At 60.9% G+C, this 15,413-nt stretch carries 14 protein-coding genes, 1 tRNA gene and 3 pseudogenes; 10 read left to right on the forward strand and 8 right to left on the reverse strand.

The window, feature by feature from the left end; all coding sequences use genetic code 11:
* Positions 1-43: 43 nt before the first annotated feature.
* Positions 44-676, reverse strand: coding sequence for an AIR carboxylase family protein (locus AC6I6X_RS16810; protein ID WP_250141325.1), 633 nt, complete (start codon positions 674-676; stop codon positions 44-46).
* Between the two features lie 102 nt (positions 677-778).
* The gene (locus tag AC6I6X_RS16815) at positions 779-1,990 is read right to left on the reverse strand and encodes a 5-(carboxyamino)imidazole ribonucleotide synthase (protein WP_497931681.1); all 1,212 of its coding nucleotides are present in this window, start codon (positions 1,988-1,990) and stop codon (positions 779-781) included.
* A gap of 334 nt (positions 1,991-2,324) precedes the next feature.
* Here AC6I6X_RS16815 and ribH point away from each other — a divergent pair, with 334 nt between their 5' ends.
* Together ribH and AC6I6X_RS16825 are read left to right on the forward strand one after the other, a co-directional pair.
* Positions 2,325-2,738, forward strand: coding sequence for a 6,7-dimethyl-8-ribityllumazine synthase (gene ribH / locus AC6I6X_RS16820; RefSeq protein ID WP_497931682.1), 414 nt, complete (start codon positions 2,325-2,327; stop codon positions 2,736-2,738).
* A gap of 25 nt (positions 2,739-2,763) precedes the next feature.
* Entirely contained in the window at positions 2,764-3,912 is a 1,149-nt protein-coding gene (locus AC6I6X_RS16825; protein ID WP_497931683.1) for a pyridoxal phosphate-dependent aminotransferase, read from the forward strand.
* 45 nt (positions 3,913-3,957) lie between these two features.
* Here the strand turns inward: AC6I6X_RS16825 and AC6I6X_RS16830 are convergent, their stop codons facing one another.
* Entirely contained in the window at positions 3,958-4,419 is a 462-nt protein-coding gene (locus AC6I6X_RS16830) for a universal stress protein (protein WP_497931684.1), read from the reverse strand.
* 319 nt (positions 4,420-4,738) lie between these two features.
* On the opposite strand from AC6I6X_RS16830, the pseudogene AC6I6X_RS16835 reads away from it, so the two are divergent.
* Both AC6I6X_RS16835 and AC6I6X_RS16840 read left to right on the forward strand, forming a co-directional pair.
* Positions 4,739-5,489: pseudogene (locus AC6I6X_RS16835) on the forward strand (HNH endonuclease).
* Positions 5,490-5,590: 101 nt separating this feature from the next.
* Positions 5,591-5,693 (forward strand) — tRNA-Gln (locus AC6I6X_RS16840).
* Positions 5,694-6,475: 782 nt separating this feature from the next.
* Here AC6I6X_RS16840 and AC6I6X_RS16845 read toward each other — a convergent pair.
* The 3 genes from AC6I6X_RS16845 to AC6I6X_RS16855 all read right to left on the reverse strand — a co-directional run bounded on the left by AC6I6X_RS16845 (position 6,476) and on the right by AC6I6X_RS16855 (position 7,737).
* A complete protein-coding gene (locus AC6I6X_RS16845) occupies positions 6,476-6,661 on the reverse strand; it encodes a hypothetical protein (protein ID WP_497931685.1) in 186 nt (61 codons plus the stop codon).
* Positions 6,658-7,008, reverse strand: coding sequence for a HalOD1 output domain-containing protein (locus AC6I6X_RS16850; protein WP_497931686.1), 351 nt, complete (start codon positions 7,006-7,008; stop codon positions 6,658-6,660). Before AC6I6X_RS16850 ends, AC6I6X_RS16845 begins: the two co-directional genes overlap by 4 nt.
* Positions 7,009-7,092: 84 nt before the next feature.
* Positions 7,093-7,737 carry a helix-turn-helix domain-containing protein gene (locus AC6I6X_RS16855; RefSeq protein ID WP_497931687.1) on the reverse strand — a complete coding sequence of 215 codons (645 nt, stop codon included), beginning with the start codon at positions 7,735-7,737 and terminating at the stop codon, positions 7,093-7,095.
* Between the two features lie 191 nt (positions 7,738-7,928).
* Here AC6I6X_RS16855 and AC6I6X_RS16860 point away from each other — a divergent pair, with 191 nt between their 5' ends.
* The 4 genes from AC6I6X_RS16860 to AC6I6X_RS16875 all read left to right on the forward strand — a co-directional run bounded on the left by AC6I6X_RS16860 (position 7,929) and on the right by AC6I6X_RS16875 (position 11,756).
* A complete protein-coding gene (locus AC6I6X_RS16860) occupies positions 7,929-8,594 on the forward strand; it encodes a helix-turn-helix domain-containing protein (protein ID WP_497931688.1) in 666 nt (221 codons plus the stop codon).
* 58 nt (positions 8,595-8,652) lie between these two features.
* Complete coding sequence (locus tag AC6I6X_RS16865; RefSeq protein ID WP_497931689.1) at positions 8,653-9,060, forward strand: DUF7344 domain-containing protein; 408 nt, start codon at positions 8,653-8,655, stop codon at positions 9,058-9,060.
* 327 nt (positions 9,061-9,387) lie between these two features.
* Positions 9,388-10,425, forward strand: a complete 1,038-nt coding sequence (locus tag AC6I6X_RS16870) for an AI-2E family transporter (protein ID WP_497931690.1) — start codon at positions 9,388-9,390, stop codon at positions 10,423-10,425.
* Between the two features lie 122 nt (positions 10,426-10,547).
* Positions 10,548-11,756 (forward strand): CBS domain-containing protein, encoded by a 1,209-nt coding sequence (locus AC6I6X_RS16875; protein ID WP_497931691.1) that lies wholly within the window; start codon positions 10,548-10,550, stop codon positions 11,754-11,756.
* Positions 11,757-12,063: 307 nt separating this feature from the next.
* On the opposite strand, the pseudogene AC6I6X_RS16880 reads toward AC6I6X_RS16875, so the two are convergent.
* Positions 12,064-12,492: pseudogene (locus tag AC6I6X_RS16880) on the reverse strand (DUF7539 family protein).
* A gap of 52 nt (positions 12,493-12,544) precedes the next feature.
* Here AC6I6X_RS16880 and AC6I6X_RS16885 point away from each other — a divergent pair.
* Together AC6I6X_RS16885 and AC6I6X_RS16890 are read left to right on the forward strand one after the other, a co-directional pair.
* Positions 12,545-13,544, forward strand: a pseudogene (locus AC6I6X_RS16885) (IS630 family transposase).
* A gap of 18 nt (positions 13,545-13,562) precedes the next feature.
* The gene (locus AC6I6X_RS16890) at positions 13,563-13,847 is read left to right on the forward strand and encodes a hypothetical protein (protein ID WP_497931692.1); all 285 of its coding nucleotides are present in this window, start codon (positions 13,563-13,565) and stop codon (positions 13,845-13,847) included.
* Positions 13,848-13,873: 26 nt separating this feature from the next.
* Here the strand turns inward: AC6I6X_RS16890 and AC6I6X_RS16895 are convergent, their stop codons facing one another.
* On the reverse strand, positions 13,874-15,295 hold the full coding sequence (locus tag AC6I6X_RS16895; RefSeq protein ID WP_497931693.1) for a DolP-mannose mannosyltransferase: 1,422 nt from the start codon (positions 15,293-15,295) through the stop codon (positions 13,874-13,876).
* Between the last annotated feature and the right edge of the window lie 118 nt (positions 15,296-15,413).

Here is a 15,413-nt window from a genome sequence, read left to right on the forward strand (position 1 = left end):
GATCGATCCGATCGGCTGCGGCGTGAGAATTGTCGAACCGAGATTACTCCGACGAGAAGGCGTCCGTCCCCCGGTCGTGGAGGTCTCTAGAAACGGTGCCGACGCCCTCGCGCAGGTCCTCGTGGTAGGCAACGAGTCGCTCGCGAACGGGGTCGTGCTGTCGGGCGAGGATCTGTGCCGCGGACAATGCCGCGTTGAACGACTTCCCCGCGTCGACGGCGACCAGCGGCGCGCCCGTCGGCATGCCGATCACCGAGTCGACGGACTTCTCCTGGACCGGGACGCCGATCACCGGAAGCGGGTACGCGATCGAGGCCGTCATGTTCGGCAGATCGGCCGACTTCCCGCCGGCGCCGGCGATAATCACCTCGATCCCCCGATCCTCGGCGGTCTCGGCGTAAGCCTGCATTAAATCCGGGGTGCGGTGGGCCGACGTGACGTAGGTCTCGAACGTGAACCGTTCGTCGGGCGCGTCCTCGTAGTCGGTCTGCTCGGCGAAGCCGAGTTCGTCGACGAAGGCGTCGTAGGCCCCGCGGCGGCGGCCGCCGGTCATCATCACGTCGAGATCGGAGTCGCTCCCCATGACGATCCCCACGTCGGGGGTCTCCGCGGACGGTCGGTCCTGGTCGGCCTCGCGGTGCAGTCGATCGATCAGGTCGGTGACGCTGTCGCTCATAGTTCCTGCTGGTCGGGCCGAGGACTTCAATCAGTGGTAAACGCAACGCGAGCGGCAGAGGAGTCAGTCGCCTGCGGTCGGAACGTCACCGCGTCCAGTCCCTTACGATCGGAACGTCACCGCGTCCTCGAGTTCGCGCGCGGTCGCGAGCAGGTCGTTGGTCGACGCCTCGTCCCGGCCAGTCAGGGTGACGTGGCCCATCTTGCGAAGCGGGCGCGCCCGGCGCTTCCCGTACCAGTGGAGGTTCGCGCCGGGGGTCTCGAGGATTCTATCGACCCCGTGCAGCGCCGCCTCCGTCGACTCGTCGACGTCGCCGAGGAGGTTGACCGAGACGGTCGGCGACCGGAGATCGGTCGCGGCGAGGGGCCAGCCGAGTACCGCGCGGACGTGCTGTTCGAACTGCGAACTCTGGGCGCCTTCGATCGTCCAGTGGCCGGAGTTGTGCGGGCGCGGGGCGATCTCGTTGAGGAGTATTTCTTCGTCGCTCTCACGCGGACTTCGTCCGCTCGAGTCGTCCGAGGCGCGTGGCGCCTCGCTCGTCTCGAATAGCTCGATTCCGTAGACCCCCCGTCCCTCCATCACGTCGAGCACGTCCGCCGCGACGTCCCGGGCGCGTTCCGTGACTGCGTCGCTCGATCCCGCGGGAACGATCGTCTCCCGGAGGATCTCGTCCTCGTGGACGTTCTCGCCGATGGGGAAGGTCGCGATCTCGTCGTCCCCCTTGACCGCGATCACCGAAATCTCGCGCTCGAAGTCGACGAACGACTCGACCATTGCGGGCCCGGCGACCGACTCGAGGGCCTCCGCGGCGTCGGCCTTGGACTCGACGGGCACGTTGCCGCGGCCGTCGTAGCCGCCGGTGCGGGCCTTGAGCATGACCGGCGCGCCGTAGTCGTCGATCGCCGCGCGGACGTCGTCGGCGTCCGCGACCTCGCGGAACGGCGGCACCGGAACCCCCGCGTCTCGGAGTGCGCGCTTCTGGACGAGTTTGTCGTGGATCGTCTCCAGGGTCGACGGCTTCGGGTGAACCGGCGTTCCCGAGTCCTCGCTCACGCGCTCCAGAACCGTCTGGTCCGCGAGTTCGATCTCGAACGTCAGCACGTCGGCCCGCGCCGCGAGTTCGCGAATCCCCGCCTCGTCGTCGAAGTCGGCGACGATCTGGTCGCGGGCGACCGGGGCGGCCGGACAGTCCGGCGTCGGGTCGAGCACGACGAGTTCGACCCCGAGCGGGGCCGCCGCCTCGGCGAGCATCCGTCCGAGTTGCCCCCCTCCGACGACGCCGATCGTCGGGCCTGGCGTCTCCAGCGTTGTCATTGCGCGCCGGTTGTCCGCGTCGGCGCTTAAGGGTTCTCAATTGACGTCACGATCGTGCTCACCGGGCGGACAGATCGCGTCTATTTTGAGCACAAACGAGGGTATTCGAGCGACGTCGAGGCTATAGTAACAACTGAAACGATTCACACACTGATCGCAAAGCTGTCTTGCGATCAGATGTGCATTGACTTTCAGTGGCTACTATAGGCGACCGACCGGGACCGATCGCCGTCTCCGGACGGGATCGCTCGCGACGCCGGCCGACCCGGATCGACGTCCGGTCCGGCTACCCGAGAACGGTACCTCTTTTACCCGTCCTCACCACCGCTCGGGTATGACCACGCTCGGACTGGTGGTCGCGGAGTTCAACCGGCCGATCACCGAGCAGATGGAGCAGGAGGCCAAAGCGGCGGCAACCGCTGCCGGCGCGGAGGTGTACGACACGGTCCACGTCCCCGGCGTGTACGACGCCCCGCTGGCGGCTGATCGACTCGCTCGCCGCGAGGCCGTCGACGCCGTCGCCGTCGTCGGGTCGGTCATCACCGGCGATACGGACCACGACCAGGTCATCAGCGACGCGACGGCCCAGCGGCTCTCCGACGTGAGCCTCGAGCGTGACACTCCCGTAACGCTCGGCGTGACGGGACCCGGCATGTCCGCCGCCGAGGCGCGCGAACGCGTCGAGAACGCGGCCAAGGCCGTCGACGGCGCGTTCGACCTCGTGTCCGAACTGCCCGACGCCGAATAGTACCCCAGCGAATCGACACCCACCCATGACCATGGAATTCACCGACCGCGTAACCCGAGTCGAACCGTCCGCAACGCTCGCGATTTCCGCACTCGCCACCGAACTCGAGAACGAGGGCGCAGACGTCGTCGATCTCTCTGTCGGCGAACCCGACTTCCCCACGCCCGAGAACATCGTCCAGGCGGGCAAGGACGCGATGGACGCCGGTCACACCGGCTACACCACCTCCGCAGGGATCCTCGACCTGCGCGAGGCGATCGCCGACAAACTCGCCGACGACGGCCTCGAGCACACCACGGACGAGATCATCGTCACGCCGGGGGCGAAGCAGGCGCTGTACGAGATCGTGCAGGCGCTCATCGAAGACGGCGACGAAGTCGTCCTGCTCGACCCTGCGTGGGTCTCCTACGAGGCGATGGTCAAGATGGCCGGCGGCGATCTTACCCGGGTCGACCTCTCCGAGTCGGACTTCCAGCTCGAACCCGCGCTCGACGACCTCGGAGCCGCCGTTTCGGACGACACCGAACTGCTGATCGTCAACTCGCCGTCGAACCCGACCGGCGCCGTCTACTCCGACGCGGCCCTCGAGGGCGTCCGCGACCTGGCCGTCGAGCACGACGTCACCGTCATCTCCGACGAGATCTACAAGGAGATCACCTACGGGGTCGAGCCCACCAGCCTGGGGACGCTCGATGGGATGGCCGATCGAACCATAACGGTCAACGGCTTCTCGAAGGCCTACTCGATGACCGGCTGGCGGCTCGGTTACTTCGCCGGCCCCGAGGACCTGATCGACCAGGCCGGCAAGCTTCACAGCCACTCGGTGTCTTCGGCCGTCAACTTCGTCCAGCACGCGGGGATCGAGGCGCTCGAGAACACTGACGAGACTGTCGAAGAGATGACCGCAGCGTTCGAAGAACGTCGCGACCTCGTCGTCGACTTACTCGAGGACCACGGCGTCGAGGTCGCCGTGCCGGAGGGTGCGTTCTACATGATGCTTCCCGTTGCCGACGACGATCAGGCCTGGTGCGAGGGCGCGATCGAGGACGCCCACGTCGCCACGGTGCCCGGCAGCGCCTTCGGGACCCCGGGCTACGCCCGGATCTCCTACGCCGCGAGCGACGAACGGCTGAAAGAAGGGATCGAACGGCTGGCGGCCAAGGACTACCTGTAGCGACGTTCGACGGATCGAGCCCGCCGTATTTTCCCGATCGATCGGCTACCGGACGACCGTCACCGGCACGCCCGCCCGTCTGGTGACCGTTTCTGCGACGCTGCCGAGGAGGACCCGCGAGGCACCGTCGCGGCCGTGGCTCCCGATGACGATTCCGTCGACGTCGTGCTCGTCCGCGTAGTCGACGATCGTGTTCGCGGGCCGCCCCGCTTCGACCACCGTCTCGAGCGTCGTATCCGCGGGATCGGCATCCTCGAACCGCCGTCGGGCCGCTTCGCGGAGTTCCTCGCCGGCGTCCTCGGCCTGCTCGCGCGCCCCCGAATCGAACAGTCCGCCGTCGTCGGGGGCAAAGAGACCGTGGTCGTCCGCATCCGTGAACAGTCCGTGCGCCGGATGGATCACGGTGAGCGTGGTGATCGTGCTTCCTTCGTGGTTCGACAGCGCGTACTCGAACGCTTTCCATGACTGCCCCGATCCGTCGATCGGAACCAGAACGTGGCTTGCCATATTTCCGGTACGTCCTCCGAGGTCAAAAACGTACGTCGTGAACTCACACCGCGAGCGGAATCTCGGTCGTCGGCCGGTGGCCCCCGGAAATCGGCATCGGTCGTCGCGACGTCGATCTCCTGGATACGGGTGTCGACCCGGTTGCGGACCTCGACGATCGCTTCGAGACGGTCCTGCAGTTGCTCGATCGTCGTCGCGCTGGTCCCGATTCGATCGCGGAGGTTATCCCGTCGATGAGCGCGATGAGCGGGGTGAGCGACGCGATCGGTGACGGGTTCTGGGCCGGGAATTTATCCGGGATGGCGCGGCGAACTGGCGCATGGACTGTCCGACGTGCGGAAAGTCCCTCCGGACGGAACAGGGGATGCGCCAGCACCACACGAAAGTGCACGGCGATCCACTCCCGAACCGGACCTGCAAGGGCTGTGAGACGGCGTTTTACGATCTGAAATCGCGGCTGGAGTACTGCGACGACTGCGATCCGAACGCGGGTGAGCACAACGGGAACTGGAGCCACGCGAGCGAAACGGGAACGTGTGCAACCTGCGGCGATTCGTTTTCGTTCTACCCCTCGAACAAAGTCGGGACGTACTGTCCCGATTGTGTCAGAGAGGCCGACGGACTTCTGCCCGAAAACCCATCGGAACCGGGTGAACGGGTGTCCGTGACCTGTCGGTACTGTGGGGCGGGGTTCGAAGTCGTTCCTTCCAGAGCAGCGAATCGGAGTCGTGGCGTATTCTGTACGCGCGAGTGCTACAGGCGACTGGCTCTCCGAGAACGTCGTCGGACCGGATCATCACCAGTGGAACGGTGGCCCGATCGAATACGGTCGGTCGTGGTGGCGGGTTCGAAGGCAGGTCCTCGAGCGAGACGGGTACGAGTGCCAACGTTGCGGTGCCGGACCGGACGAACTCGGCCAGAACCCGGACGTGCATCATCTGACGCCCGTTCGCGAGTTCGATCGGCCGGCGGAGGCGCACACGCTGGCGAACGTGATCACGCTCTGTCGACCGTGCCACAGGAGGGCAGAAGCAGGTGAGATCCGCGTTCCGTTCCGGGATGAAAAGTAACACTATTGTACCGACGAGTGATTAGACCGGGTACGAAGTCCCGTGGTGGTGAGCAGTCCCGTATGGGCTGCGAGATATGCGGGACCTCGAACGACGTGAGAAGTCCCGTGGTGTAGTGGCCAATCATCTGAGCCTTTGGACGTGTCCGGTTCGATCCGTCACGGAAGATAGCTCAGGACGGCGGTTCGAATCCGCCCGGGACTATATCCATTTTGGCACGAATCCTCTTTTTCGAGGCAGATCTTTTCGCGACTCGTAGAGGCGCTCGCCGCGTCGTTGCGAGACAGCGATCCGGTTAGCACGACCGGATGTATTGCGTGTTTTGCGTTTTCTGAGTGTTCTGATTCTCTCGAATCGATTGTGTGTACTGGAACATCCAGATCGCCCAGGTGTATCAGATGGTTTGTGTGCACTGCGTGTACCAGAACATGCACTCCGCCCAGAACACGCGTGTGTACCAACCATGTCTGAATAAGAGGATCTGTTGAAACCCTCTTCTTTAAAGACTTATTCGCGTGAATCTACTGCACACTACACGTGCGGACTGACCGCTGAGATTCCTACCGGTTATGGATGATGTTCGTAGTGTCGTGCAAACCCCAGGGCACATATTCAGCAGCGAATCAATTACGGTTCCAGGTTACTTGTCACGATCGTCAGCGATCTGTTCTAGAAATCGACGCACCTCGTCGAATCTCGGTCCTCGCCGTACCTCGTCTTCGAATCTGTCGAACTCGACAAGTCCCATATCCGCTAATTCGGGAAGTAGAACGTAATGGAGTTCGTAACAGATCGTGAGGTACTCCTCGGCGTCGAGAGTCTCTCCCTTTCGAAGAATCGGATCTGCAGACATCATACTCTCGTCCAGTAGCGCACGTAATACTCGCCACTGTTGCGCTGAGAGCACACGTCCGATGCGATCATCGTTACAGCGGTCCTCTCTCACGGACCTGTTATCTGCGACGACCGGTAACCCTCGCCGTCGGTCACTCCGAATGCTCGTTCTTTTCGACTTCCGTGACGATCACGTCCCAGTCAGGATGTTCGACCCCATTTCGACACTCGAATCCGCCCTCCACATCGATTCCGCTCTCGTAGGCCCTGCGAAGGAGCGCTTTCAGCTCCGCGTTCAATTCCTCCTTCGACGTAAGCAAGGTCTCCTCAGAAGTCATCTTCCCTCGCTCCTGCCGTATTTCTCCGCTGTGAGTTCGTGTTCTGGTGTGATGGCGACCACACCGTAGCTGTGTACGGTTATCGCGTGACCCTCGTGCGTGAAGGTAACGTGGGTATCTCCGTTCGTCCCGTTGCGAACGCGGACGAGCGCATCTAACTCTTCGGGGTCAACGGTGGAATGGAGCGGGGTCAGATCAACCGGATCAGTGTCCATTACATCTGCTAGCGTTGCGATAACAGCCATGCTCGCAGGTGTCTTCTCTTGATCGAACTGGGTGCGAACAGTCCTAGATTCCGGGGCGTACTCGACCGCTTCGACTCTAACCCCAGAAACCGTTGCGTTCATCTCGCCTGATTCTAGCCGTCCGAGTCGGTTCAACAAGGATACTGATTATACAGTAGGTTTAATACGAGACGTCTATCCAAACGATCACGACGAACTGCTGAGCGTCGCTCCAATGAGGCGTCGATGCCCGCGTCGAAGACGTGACGATAGTGACTGCTGGGTGATGCCGAGTTCGTCTGCGATATCTTCGAGCGATGCCTCGCGTGGGACGTCGAAGTAGCCCCGTTCGTAGGCTAATACCAGTGCCTCGCGTTGCGTCTCTGTCAACTCGTAGCCCTCTCCCTGGATCGGAAGCATGGCGTGGACCGCGGTGATCGCTATCGGGATGTCGTTTTTCTGGCAGTATTCTCGGAATTCAGCGAGTGTCTCCTGACTCTCGCCGCGTACCTCGAATCGCCACTCGTCTTTCGTTCCAATCCCGGAAAGCACGACGACGTTGGCCTTGGCAAGTGCACTCAGGATGCCGAAGTACTCTTGTTCCCACTCGGCACGCATGAGATACTCGTCTTCGACGTGATCGACCAGTCGGATGTTGCTCACGCCGGAATGTGCTTCGAATGACGCTTCGATGTCCTCCGTTTCTGCACCACGTACCCAGAAATACGGGATAATCAGCGTCTCGTGTGGGATGAGTCGCTCCAGTTCGACCGTCACACCCGGCAAGTTCTCGAACACACTCCCCAGCGGAAACTCCGCTACCGGACTCGTAAACTCCATTACAGTCGCCATGCGGGAGCCTTCGTCTAGCAGACGAATAACCGGCATGGGTGGTGTGCCATGGCTTCGAGACGAGCTAATGCACCGTTGATGGCTGGGATAGTGTGCGCTGCGAGCGGGGAGTACGTTTGGCAACCGATCGTCCATGATACACCATGTCATCTCCTTTTGTACGACCGACCGATCTAGTCTCACAAGTTAGTATGAGTGTGATAACGGAGATTCGCATCCCATCCGATGATTTTGAACTCGGACAAATTCTCAGTCTAGAGGATGCGTCGACCATCGAACTCGAAACGCTCGTCCCGAGTGGGGACGCTACCGTGCCGCTCTTTTGGGTCTACGAACCGGTCGGAAACGGCTTTCTCGAGACCGTCGAACGCTATCCAACGGTCAACAGCGTCACGGAGGTTGACGTGTTCGAAGACCGGACGCTGTTCAGAATCGACTGGGATGCGAGTCAGGATCACCTTTTTCAGTGCATCTTGGAACACGATGGGCAAATACTGAGTGCTACTGGATCACCGGAAGGGTGGAATTTCGAGATACGTTTCTCAGACCGCGAGGCATTGAGTCAGTGCCAGGACTGTTGTGAGGACGCGCACATCACCCTGAAAATAATCCGTATATACAATCCAACGGACCCCGATGCTGGTCCGTGGTACGGCTTGAGTGAGCCCCAACGAGAAGCGCTGACGCTTGCCGTCCGAATGGGATACTACGACATTCCACGCGGCTGTACGACCGCGGAGTTAGCTGGCGAGCTCGGGATTTCCGATCAGGCAGTGACGGAGCGACTGCGTCGTGCTATTGGTACGTTCGGGAGGTACGCACTTCTCACGCCCCAGTCAGCAGCGGAAACGGACTGACTACTTCCATTATACACCATGGGACAGAGCCAGGCAGTTGGGCCTACGCTAGGTGAGTATGGATGAGAGTCGAAGGCTGGGGACACGTGATATCCAGTCAATTGATGCGGTTTCCGGTTCCTCGGAGCGTGAGAGACCGATCTCCCCCGATACGATTCTGTCGGCAGTAGCGAACGAACATCGACGTGCCATCCTCGACGCGTTGGACAACGCCCCCGAGAAGACACTGGAATACGATGTGCTCGCCGATCGCGTTGTAGACCGGGTTCGGAACGAAGACCCGAGACGGGAGGCAGACGAACACCAACAACGCGTCCGAATCGCACTTCACCATACTCATCTTCCAAAACTGGAGGAGGCTCGGATAATCGACTACGAGGCTGAAACGGGGAACGTCCAGTTTGTTGGTGGTGAATTGGAACGAGATCTCCTGACGCTGGTCAAACTGCATGTCGTCCACGAGTGAAAAGCGGGTGTGATTGTAGATGAGTAACTCTATTTTCAAATCCAGTACTTATCGGATATATTGATATTTCTCGACAAGTGATGAAGAGTAGATCCATTCACCGAGCCGATGCGACTCAGTGTGGTCAGTTTGGGATCGTAATTCTTGACTTTCCGCCAACTCCTAATTCACTATGTTGTTCATGTCATTTACATAGTATCTCAAATCTAGGCATGTCCATCCGGAAATATCAGACCCATCATCGAGAGATCAGCCTGGCCCCTTCACGTACAGAAACAGCGGGGACACGGGCACGGAACTCATAAAAAAGGGCGTTTAAAGGAGTACATGGCTAAGAAGAGCGGGCTGCCACAGCGGTCTTCGAACTGGAATGCACTGACGATCTTCGCAGTGGTAAGCACGGCGCTCGCCGTACTGCTCGTCTTCGCATATTTGCAATACGTCTTGCTCGCGATCGTGCTCGCATACGTTCTCACACCCGTCCAACGGAGACTCGAGCAATGGCTGAGCTCGGCGACAGCAGCGGTCGCCACTATCGCGATGTCGATAGTCGTATTTTTCATTCCAGTTGTATACGTCCTCGCGATTGCATTTCAGCAGGGCCTAGCGCTCCTCACCGCAATCCAGGAGGGGGCATTCAGCACGGACCGCATCCAGGACCGACTCGAAACTATCGGATTCGTCGTCGACCTCGACCTGTTGTACGCGACCTATCAAGGCCCGATCGCGCAGACCGCGCAACGACTCGCCACTGGCACACTCTCCGTCATCGGCGGCCTCCCGGGCGTGCTGATTGGGCTCACCGTGACAGGTTTCGTCCTCTTTGCACTGTTACGCGATGGCGACCGGTTCGTCGCGTGGCTAGAATCGGTCGTCCCCGTCGACGATCGTGTACAGCGAGAACTGTTCGTAGAACTCGACCACCTCATGTGGGCCTCCGTCGTGGGTAACGTCGCTGTCGCGGGCATCCAGGCCGTGCTGTTGGGAATCGGACTCGCACTCGTTGGAATGCCCGGGGTCGTCTTCCTGACCGTCGCGACCTTCGTCCTCACGCTGCTCCCGCTAATCGGCACGTTCGGTGTCTGGGTGCCGGTTTCGACCTATCTTCTTCTGCTCGGACGGCCCGTGGCAGCGAGCGCGATACTGGTGTACGGTTCGATAATTAGCGTCTCCGACGTCTACCTTCGGCCAGTAATCATCGGCCGGAGCGGGGCGATCAATGCGGCGACCATCGTGGTGGGCATTTTCGGCGGACTCGTCGTGTTTGGAGCGATTGGCCTGTTCATCGGCCCCGTGGTCCTCGGGGGAGCGAAAATCGTACTCGATCTGTTCGCCCGGGAGAACACCCAACCGATCGCCGACTAATTGCAACCGTCTCCGTCATCTACGTTCACCCCTGAATACTCAGCGCTCGATATCCCTCCGCCTGTGAGAATAGGTGGCACAGGTATAACCGTCCAGGACCCCTCTCGCTAGAGAGTTACCCCATGGATATCTCTGAGATTCTCTCGACGGAATTCACCGAGTTCGACATCGGCACACCGCTCTCGAAGGTCGCCGGGGCGTTCGAGAACCAGGACCTCGATGCCGTCATCGTCACAGACGGCGACGAGTACCGCGGTGTCGTCAGTCGTCGACAGCTGGCCTCCTCGTCCAACCAGCCCTCGGCGAAGGTCGGCTCACAGGCACAGCACGTCCCGACGGTCGACCGCACCGAGGACGTTCGCGAGGTCGCGCGGCTCATGATCGGCAGCGACGCCAAAACGCTCCCCGTGCTCGACGACGCTCGTGTCGTCGGTGTGGTGACAGGGGACGCCGTTCTCGAGGCCGTCCGTTCGTTTCTCGACGCGGCGACTGTCGATGACGCGTACACGGCGAAACTGATTAGCGCGACCCCTGAAACCACGATCGGGAAAGCGCTCAATATGCTTCGAGAGGCCGGTATCGCCCACCTCCCGGTCGTCGACGGGGACGACCTCGCGGGAATGCTGAGCCTGTACGACGTCATCGACTTCACGACGCGGGGCGGCAGCAAGAGTCAGGGCGGTTCGTCGAGCGGCTTCGGTGGCCGCGGTGGCGGGGGGCAGAACCGTGGCGGGTTCGGCGCGCGAGAGGGCGATGCCGACCGGATGCTCGACCTGCCGGTACGGAACCTGATGTCCGACGCAGCCGCGACGGTCGAGCGAAGCGCACCGCTCGACGAGGTCGTCGAGACGATGTTCGAGCGGGAGATCTCCTCGCTCGTCGTCACGGCAGACGACACCGACAATCCGGTCGGTATCGTCACGAAGACGGACGTCATCGAGGCGCTCACCTGGGAGCGCGATGACCAGAACGCCGTGCAGGTGTTCGGGCTTGACCTGATCGACGAAATGGACTACGACGACGTTTCCGCGCTGATCGAGAGCATGACCTCGAAGTACGGTGAGATGACCGTGATCAAGGCCAGCATCGAACTGCAGGAGCACAAGGAACAATCCCGAGGAGTACCACTCGTGCTCGCACGAATTCGACTGGTCACCGATCGGGGCTACTTCACGGCTGATGGGGAGGGATACGGTGCCTCTCACGCCCTTCGACTTGCCGCGAACGCGGTCGAACGCCAGCTGCTCAAGGGGAAGACCTACGGCCAGTCAAAGAAGCATTCAGACACTGACGAACAGGCACAGCTCTATGGCTGGTGGCTTGGCGGGTAATCGGATAGATATCTACAAACAAACGAGTAACCGTTGCTGGATGGTACACTCATTAATTGTAGCTCTGTTGATATACTTGAGGAGTTATACGTTTGGCCAGTAGTGTCCCCGAACGTGCCAACTGCTCTCGGTGATACACGTAACCTTGGAACCGCCGACGACTTGGAAACAACGAAGCAGATAGAATTTGCGTTCGTGAACGAGTCCGTCGCCAACGTGTGATATCCTCCGCACTGTCGATGGCGGGATTCCCTCGCTGAAGTAAGATAGATGCGTACGATCACCCGAACGTGGCTCTGGCCGGGACTTAACTCTGTGTTTGACGAACGAATTCGTCGAGTTTTGCTTCGATGAGTGTCGCGACGCGCTCGCTGTATTGCCAGAGTGCTGCGTTGAGTCGCTCTTCGGTCTCGTCGTCGAGGTCGTCGGCTCCACGGAGGACGGAATCTTTGGTGATCTGTGGATAATAGACACAGACGACGCCAAGTGAGGTATCCGAACTCGAGGTCCCCGCTGTGTGGATTCCGTACTGATCGGTTCCCCAGACACCATCGCCGCCCTGTCGCTCCAGTTCCGAGTCGAGCGCATCGAGGAGTTGTACCTCTTCAGGGGGGAGCACAGGCTCGTCACCTTCGAACAGTCCAGCGTACGCTTCTCTCCGGGCACTCTTCGTCCACTGGTCCAACTGGGAACGCGCCCGTAGTACGAGCTATCGTTCGTCTGGAAACTCGGCCATACTTCTATAGTAACCGTTAGAACTATTTGCTCAGATGCTGTTGTTGAGTGTAGTGGATCATCTCGACGAGATCTCTGTCGAGGAACTACAAACTGCCCTCGACAATGTGGAAGGAAAGAAGCCGACACAACGGCTCTTAGCCGCAATTGCGTACAAAAACGGTCTTACACAAACTGAACTAGCTGAGTGGTACGACGTTCAGCGGCGAACGATCTACAGTTGGCTCAAGCGACTCGACACCGACGAGTCGCTTGAGCAGGCTGTTACTGATGCTCATCGATCTGGGAGAAATCGAAAGCTTTCAGGACAAGAGCAACAAGAATTCGAAGAAATGGTCCACGAATCTCCCGAAGAAGTTGGCGTTGACGCGCCGGCATGGACGCCGGCGCTCGTCCAGCAATATCTTGACGAGACCTACGATGTCGAGTACTCAATCCCGAGTTGTCGGCGGTTGCTTAACGAAGCGGGATTGAGCTATCAAAAACCTCGCCGCACAGCCGCCGAATCTGATGCTGATGAGCAAGAAGCGTTCCGTGAGAATCTCAAAAAAAGCGGCGGAAAATGGATGCCACGGTAGTCTGCATCGATCAAACCAAGAAATCTGTGCAAGTCGAGCCGCGTGCCGCATGGTTTCCTCGCGGCACGCGGCCGTCTGTCGAATTATCCGGACAACGTGAATGGACGTGTCTCTTGGGCGCGATCACCGAGGACGGTGATCGCTTTTTCTCTCGATTTGAAGAGTACGTTACCGCCGATCACGCAAAACATTTCATTCTCGCATTATAACAAGAGTTTGAAATGACTTGGTCGTTGTGTTAGATGGAGCATCGTACTTTCAGGCGTCGGCCGTCACGGACCTGGCGGCCCGTGACGACCTCGCCTTCGTCACGCTCCCGGTGTATTCACCGGAACTCAATCCGGTCGAAGAGTGCTGGAGGCAGTTACAAACGGCTCTCAGCAACCGGTTCTTCGACTCACTTGGCGAGTTGACAACGGCGATCGATACCGCACTTGATCAACTCTCCGTTCCAAAAGTGAGCAATTATTTCTAACGTCTACTACAGGTGAGTATGGATGAGAGTCGAAGGCTGGGGACACGTAATATCCAGTCAATTGATGCGGTTTCCGGTTCCTCGGAGCGTGAGAGACCGATCTCCCCCGATACGATTCTGTCGGCAGTAGCGAACGAACATCGACGTGCCATCCTCGACGCGTTGGACAACGCCTCCGAGAAGACACTGGAATACGATGTGCTCGTCGATCGCGTCCCGATCGGCGGTGTCGATTCACCGCTCAACTGCCCGTCGCGGCCGTACCCGAGCGTCGATCAGTCACCGTCAGGCTTCGAACACTGATGAATACACGGTAGACGCGGCTAAATCTATCCGTGACCGGGATCGCCGACCGATCGGTCTCCACTGGCGCGATCGAGACGAGTCGGCCACCCGTCGCACTGCCGCCTGTCCAGCCGATCGTCGGTCATCGCGATCCACCGCACTTCGTTCCAGCTCAACCGGTAGTGGCAGGTCTCGGGTTCGAGTTGCTCCCAGTAGATGGTCCGCATCGACGGCACGTCCGCGTCGCCAGGCGTTACCGACGGTGTCTCTCCCTCCGGTTCGGCCTCCTGCTCCATCGACGCGAGCGTCGACTTCACGGACGGCGAGGCGGTGTTCCAGACGAGCCCGGAAAAGATGAGGAGCCCGGCGACGGCGACGACCGCGACGACCGACAGCAGACGGCGGTTCGGTCGGATCGCGGCGGTCGGTCGACGATCGGTCACCGCAGTCACTGATCGATACGCGTGCGTGAGCAGGGGATCGACGGCGATGGCCACGCCGATCGCGACGAACGCGAGCCAGAGAAACGTGTCCGTCGCGCCGTCCATATCGACGAACAGCACCTGGAGGCCGAGGACCAACCCGCCCGTCGGGACCCACCACAGCCGCCGCAGGTCGCGAACGGCGGCGTAGATCCAGCCGAACAGCGCCACCGGGAGGAGTACGGATCCGTAGCCGAACACCAGCAGGATCGAGTAAACGCTCTCGGCCAGGGTAGACGACGATCCCGCAACCAGCGGCGCGACGATCGTCTGGACGATCATCGGAACGAGCGCCCCCGCGGCCGCGAACGCGACGACGACCGCACCGGTCACGACGCCGCCGCCCGCGATCACCCTGAGCGCGTCTTTCCCGCCGGCTCGCTGGAAGGCGATTCCGACGACTAACGGCGCGAAGACCGCTCCCGCCTGCCACGACCCGGCGCTCAGCGCCGCCGCGGCCCCCGCGAGGAACGGCCGATCGCGAAAAGCCAGCGCGAGCGCCAGCGTCCCGAAGAACAGCGAATAGAACTGCGATCGGACTCCCAGCAACGGGAGCACGAAGAGTTCCGGAACGACGAGCATCGTGAGGCCGGCGGCGATCGCGGCCGCGTTCCGCCCGGTCACGAGGTACGCCACCCACCCGACGAGCATGACGCTCGCGGCGGCGACCAACACCGTGAGCGCCACGCTCAGGCCGTGCAGGACGAGCATGTCCCCGCCCGAAACGGCGGCGAGCGCGGCCGTGATGGCGAACGGAACCGGCGGGTTCACGTCCCAGACGTCGACGTACGGGACGCCGCCCCGGAGGACGTACCAGCCCGTGTGCTGGAAGAACGCCGGGTCGGTCGCGATTCGCGGCCACTCGGTCAGGAGATACGCGACGAATCCGCCGACGAACAGGACGCCGACGATCGGACCGAGAGCGGCGACCCAGCTGTCGCAACGCGTAGCCCGCGATCGAATCGACGTGATGCGGAACCCCATCCCTGTGACCGTACTAACATCGGAGAGATACCTCATAGTAGTGGTCGGAGAACCGACGGATCTCGAGAGACGTCGTCGTCGGAGGACGACGTGGTCGAGGGTGGGCGTCGTCGGGGGT

It is taken from the genome of Halosolutus sp. YCN4, assembly GCF_059736495.1.

Excerpts from the sequence above, each read along its gene's own strand:
- AC6I6X_RS16810 (WP_250141325.1), bottom strand. The coding sequence starts at position 676 with ATGAGCGACAGCGTCACCGACCTGATCGATCGACTGCACCGCGAGGCC.
- AC6I6X_RS16815 (WP_497931681.1), bottom strand. The coding sequence starts at position 1,990 with ATGACAACGCTGGAGACGCCAGGCCCGACGATCGGCGTCGTCGGAGGG.
- ribH (WP_497931682.1), top strand. The coding sequence starts at position 2,325 with ATGACCACGCTCGGACTGGTGGTCGCGGAGTTCAACCGGCCGATCACC.
- AC6I6X_RS16825 (WP_497931683.1), top strand. The coding sequence starts at position 2,764 with ATGACCATGGAATTCACCGACCGCGTAACCCGAGTCGAACCGTCCGCA.
- AC6I6X_RS16830 (WP_497931684.1), bottom strand. The coding sequence starts at position 4,419 with ATGGCAAGCCACGTTCTGGTTCCGATCGACGGATCGGGGCAGTCATGG.
- AC6I6X_RS16845 (WP_497931685.1), bottom strand. The coding sequence starts at position 6,661 with ATGACTTCTGAGGAGACCTTGCTTACGTCGAAGGAGGAATTGAACGCG.
- AC6I6X_RS16850 (WP_497931686.1), bottom strand. The coding sequence starts at position 7,008 with ATGAACGCAACGGTTTCTGGGGTTAGAGTCGAAGCGGTCGAGTACGCC.
- AC6I6X_RS16855 (WP_497931687.1), bottom strand. The coding sequence starts at position 7,737 with ATGGCGACTGTAATGGAGTTTACGAGTCCGGTAGCGGAGTTTCCGCTG.
- AC6I6X_RS16860 (WP_497931688.1), top strand. The coding sequence starts at position 7,929 with ATGAGTGTGATAACGGAGATTCGCATCCCATCCGATGATTTTGAACTC.
- AC6I6X_RS16865 (WP_497931689.1), top strand. The coding sequence starts at position 8,653 with ATGGATGAGAGTCGAAGGCTGGGGACACGTGATATCCAGTCAATTGAT.
- AC6I6X_RS16870 (WP_497931690.1), top strand. The coding sequence starts at position 9,388 with ATGGCTAAGAAGAGCGGGCTGCCACAGCGGTCTTCGAACTGGAATGCA.
- AC6I6X_RS16875 (WP_497931691.1), top strand. The coding sequence starts at position 10,548 with ATGGATATCTCTGAGATTCTCTCGACGGAATTCACCGAGTTCGACATC.
- AC6I6X_RS16890 (WP_497931692.1), top strand. The coding sequence starts at position 13,563 with ATGGATGAGAGTCGAAGGCTGGGGACACGTAATATCCAGTCAATTGAT.
- AC6I6X_RS16895 (WP_497931693.1), bottom strand. The coding sequence starts at position 15,295 with ATGGGGTTCCGCATCACGTCGATTCGATCGCGGGCTACGCGTTGCGAC.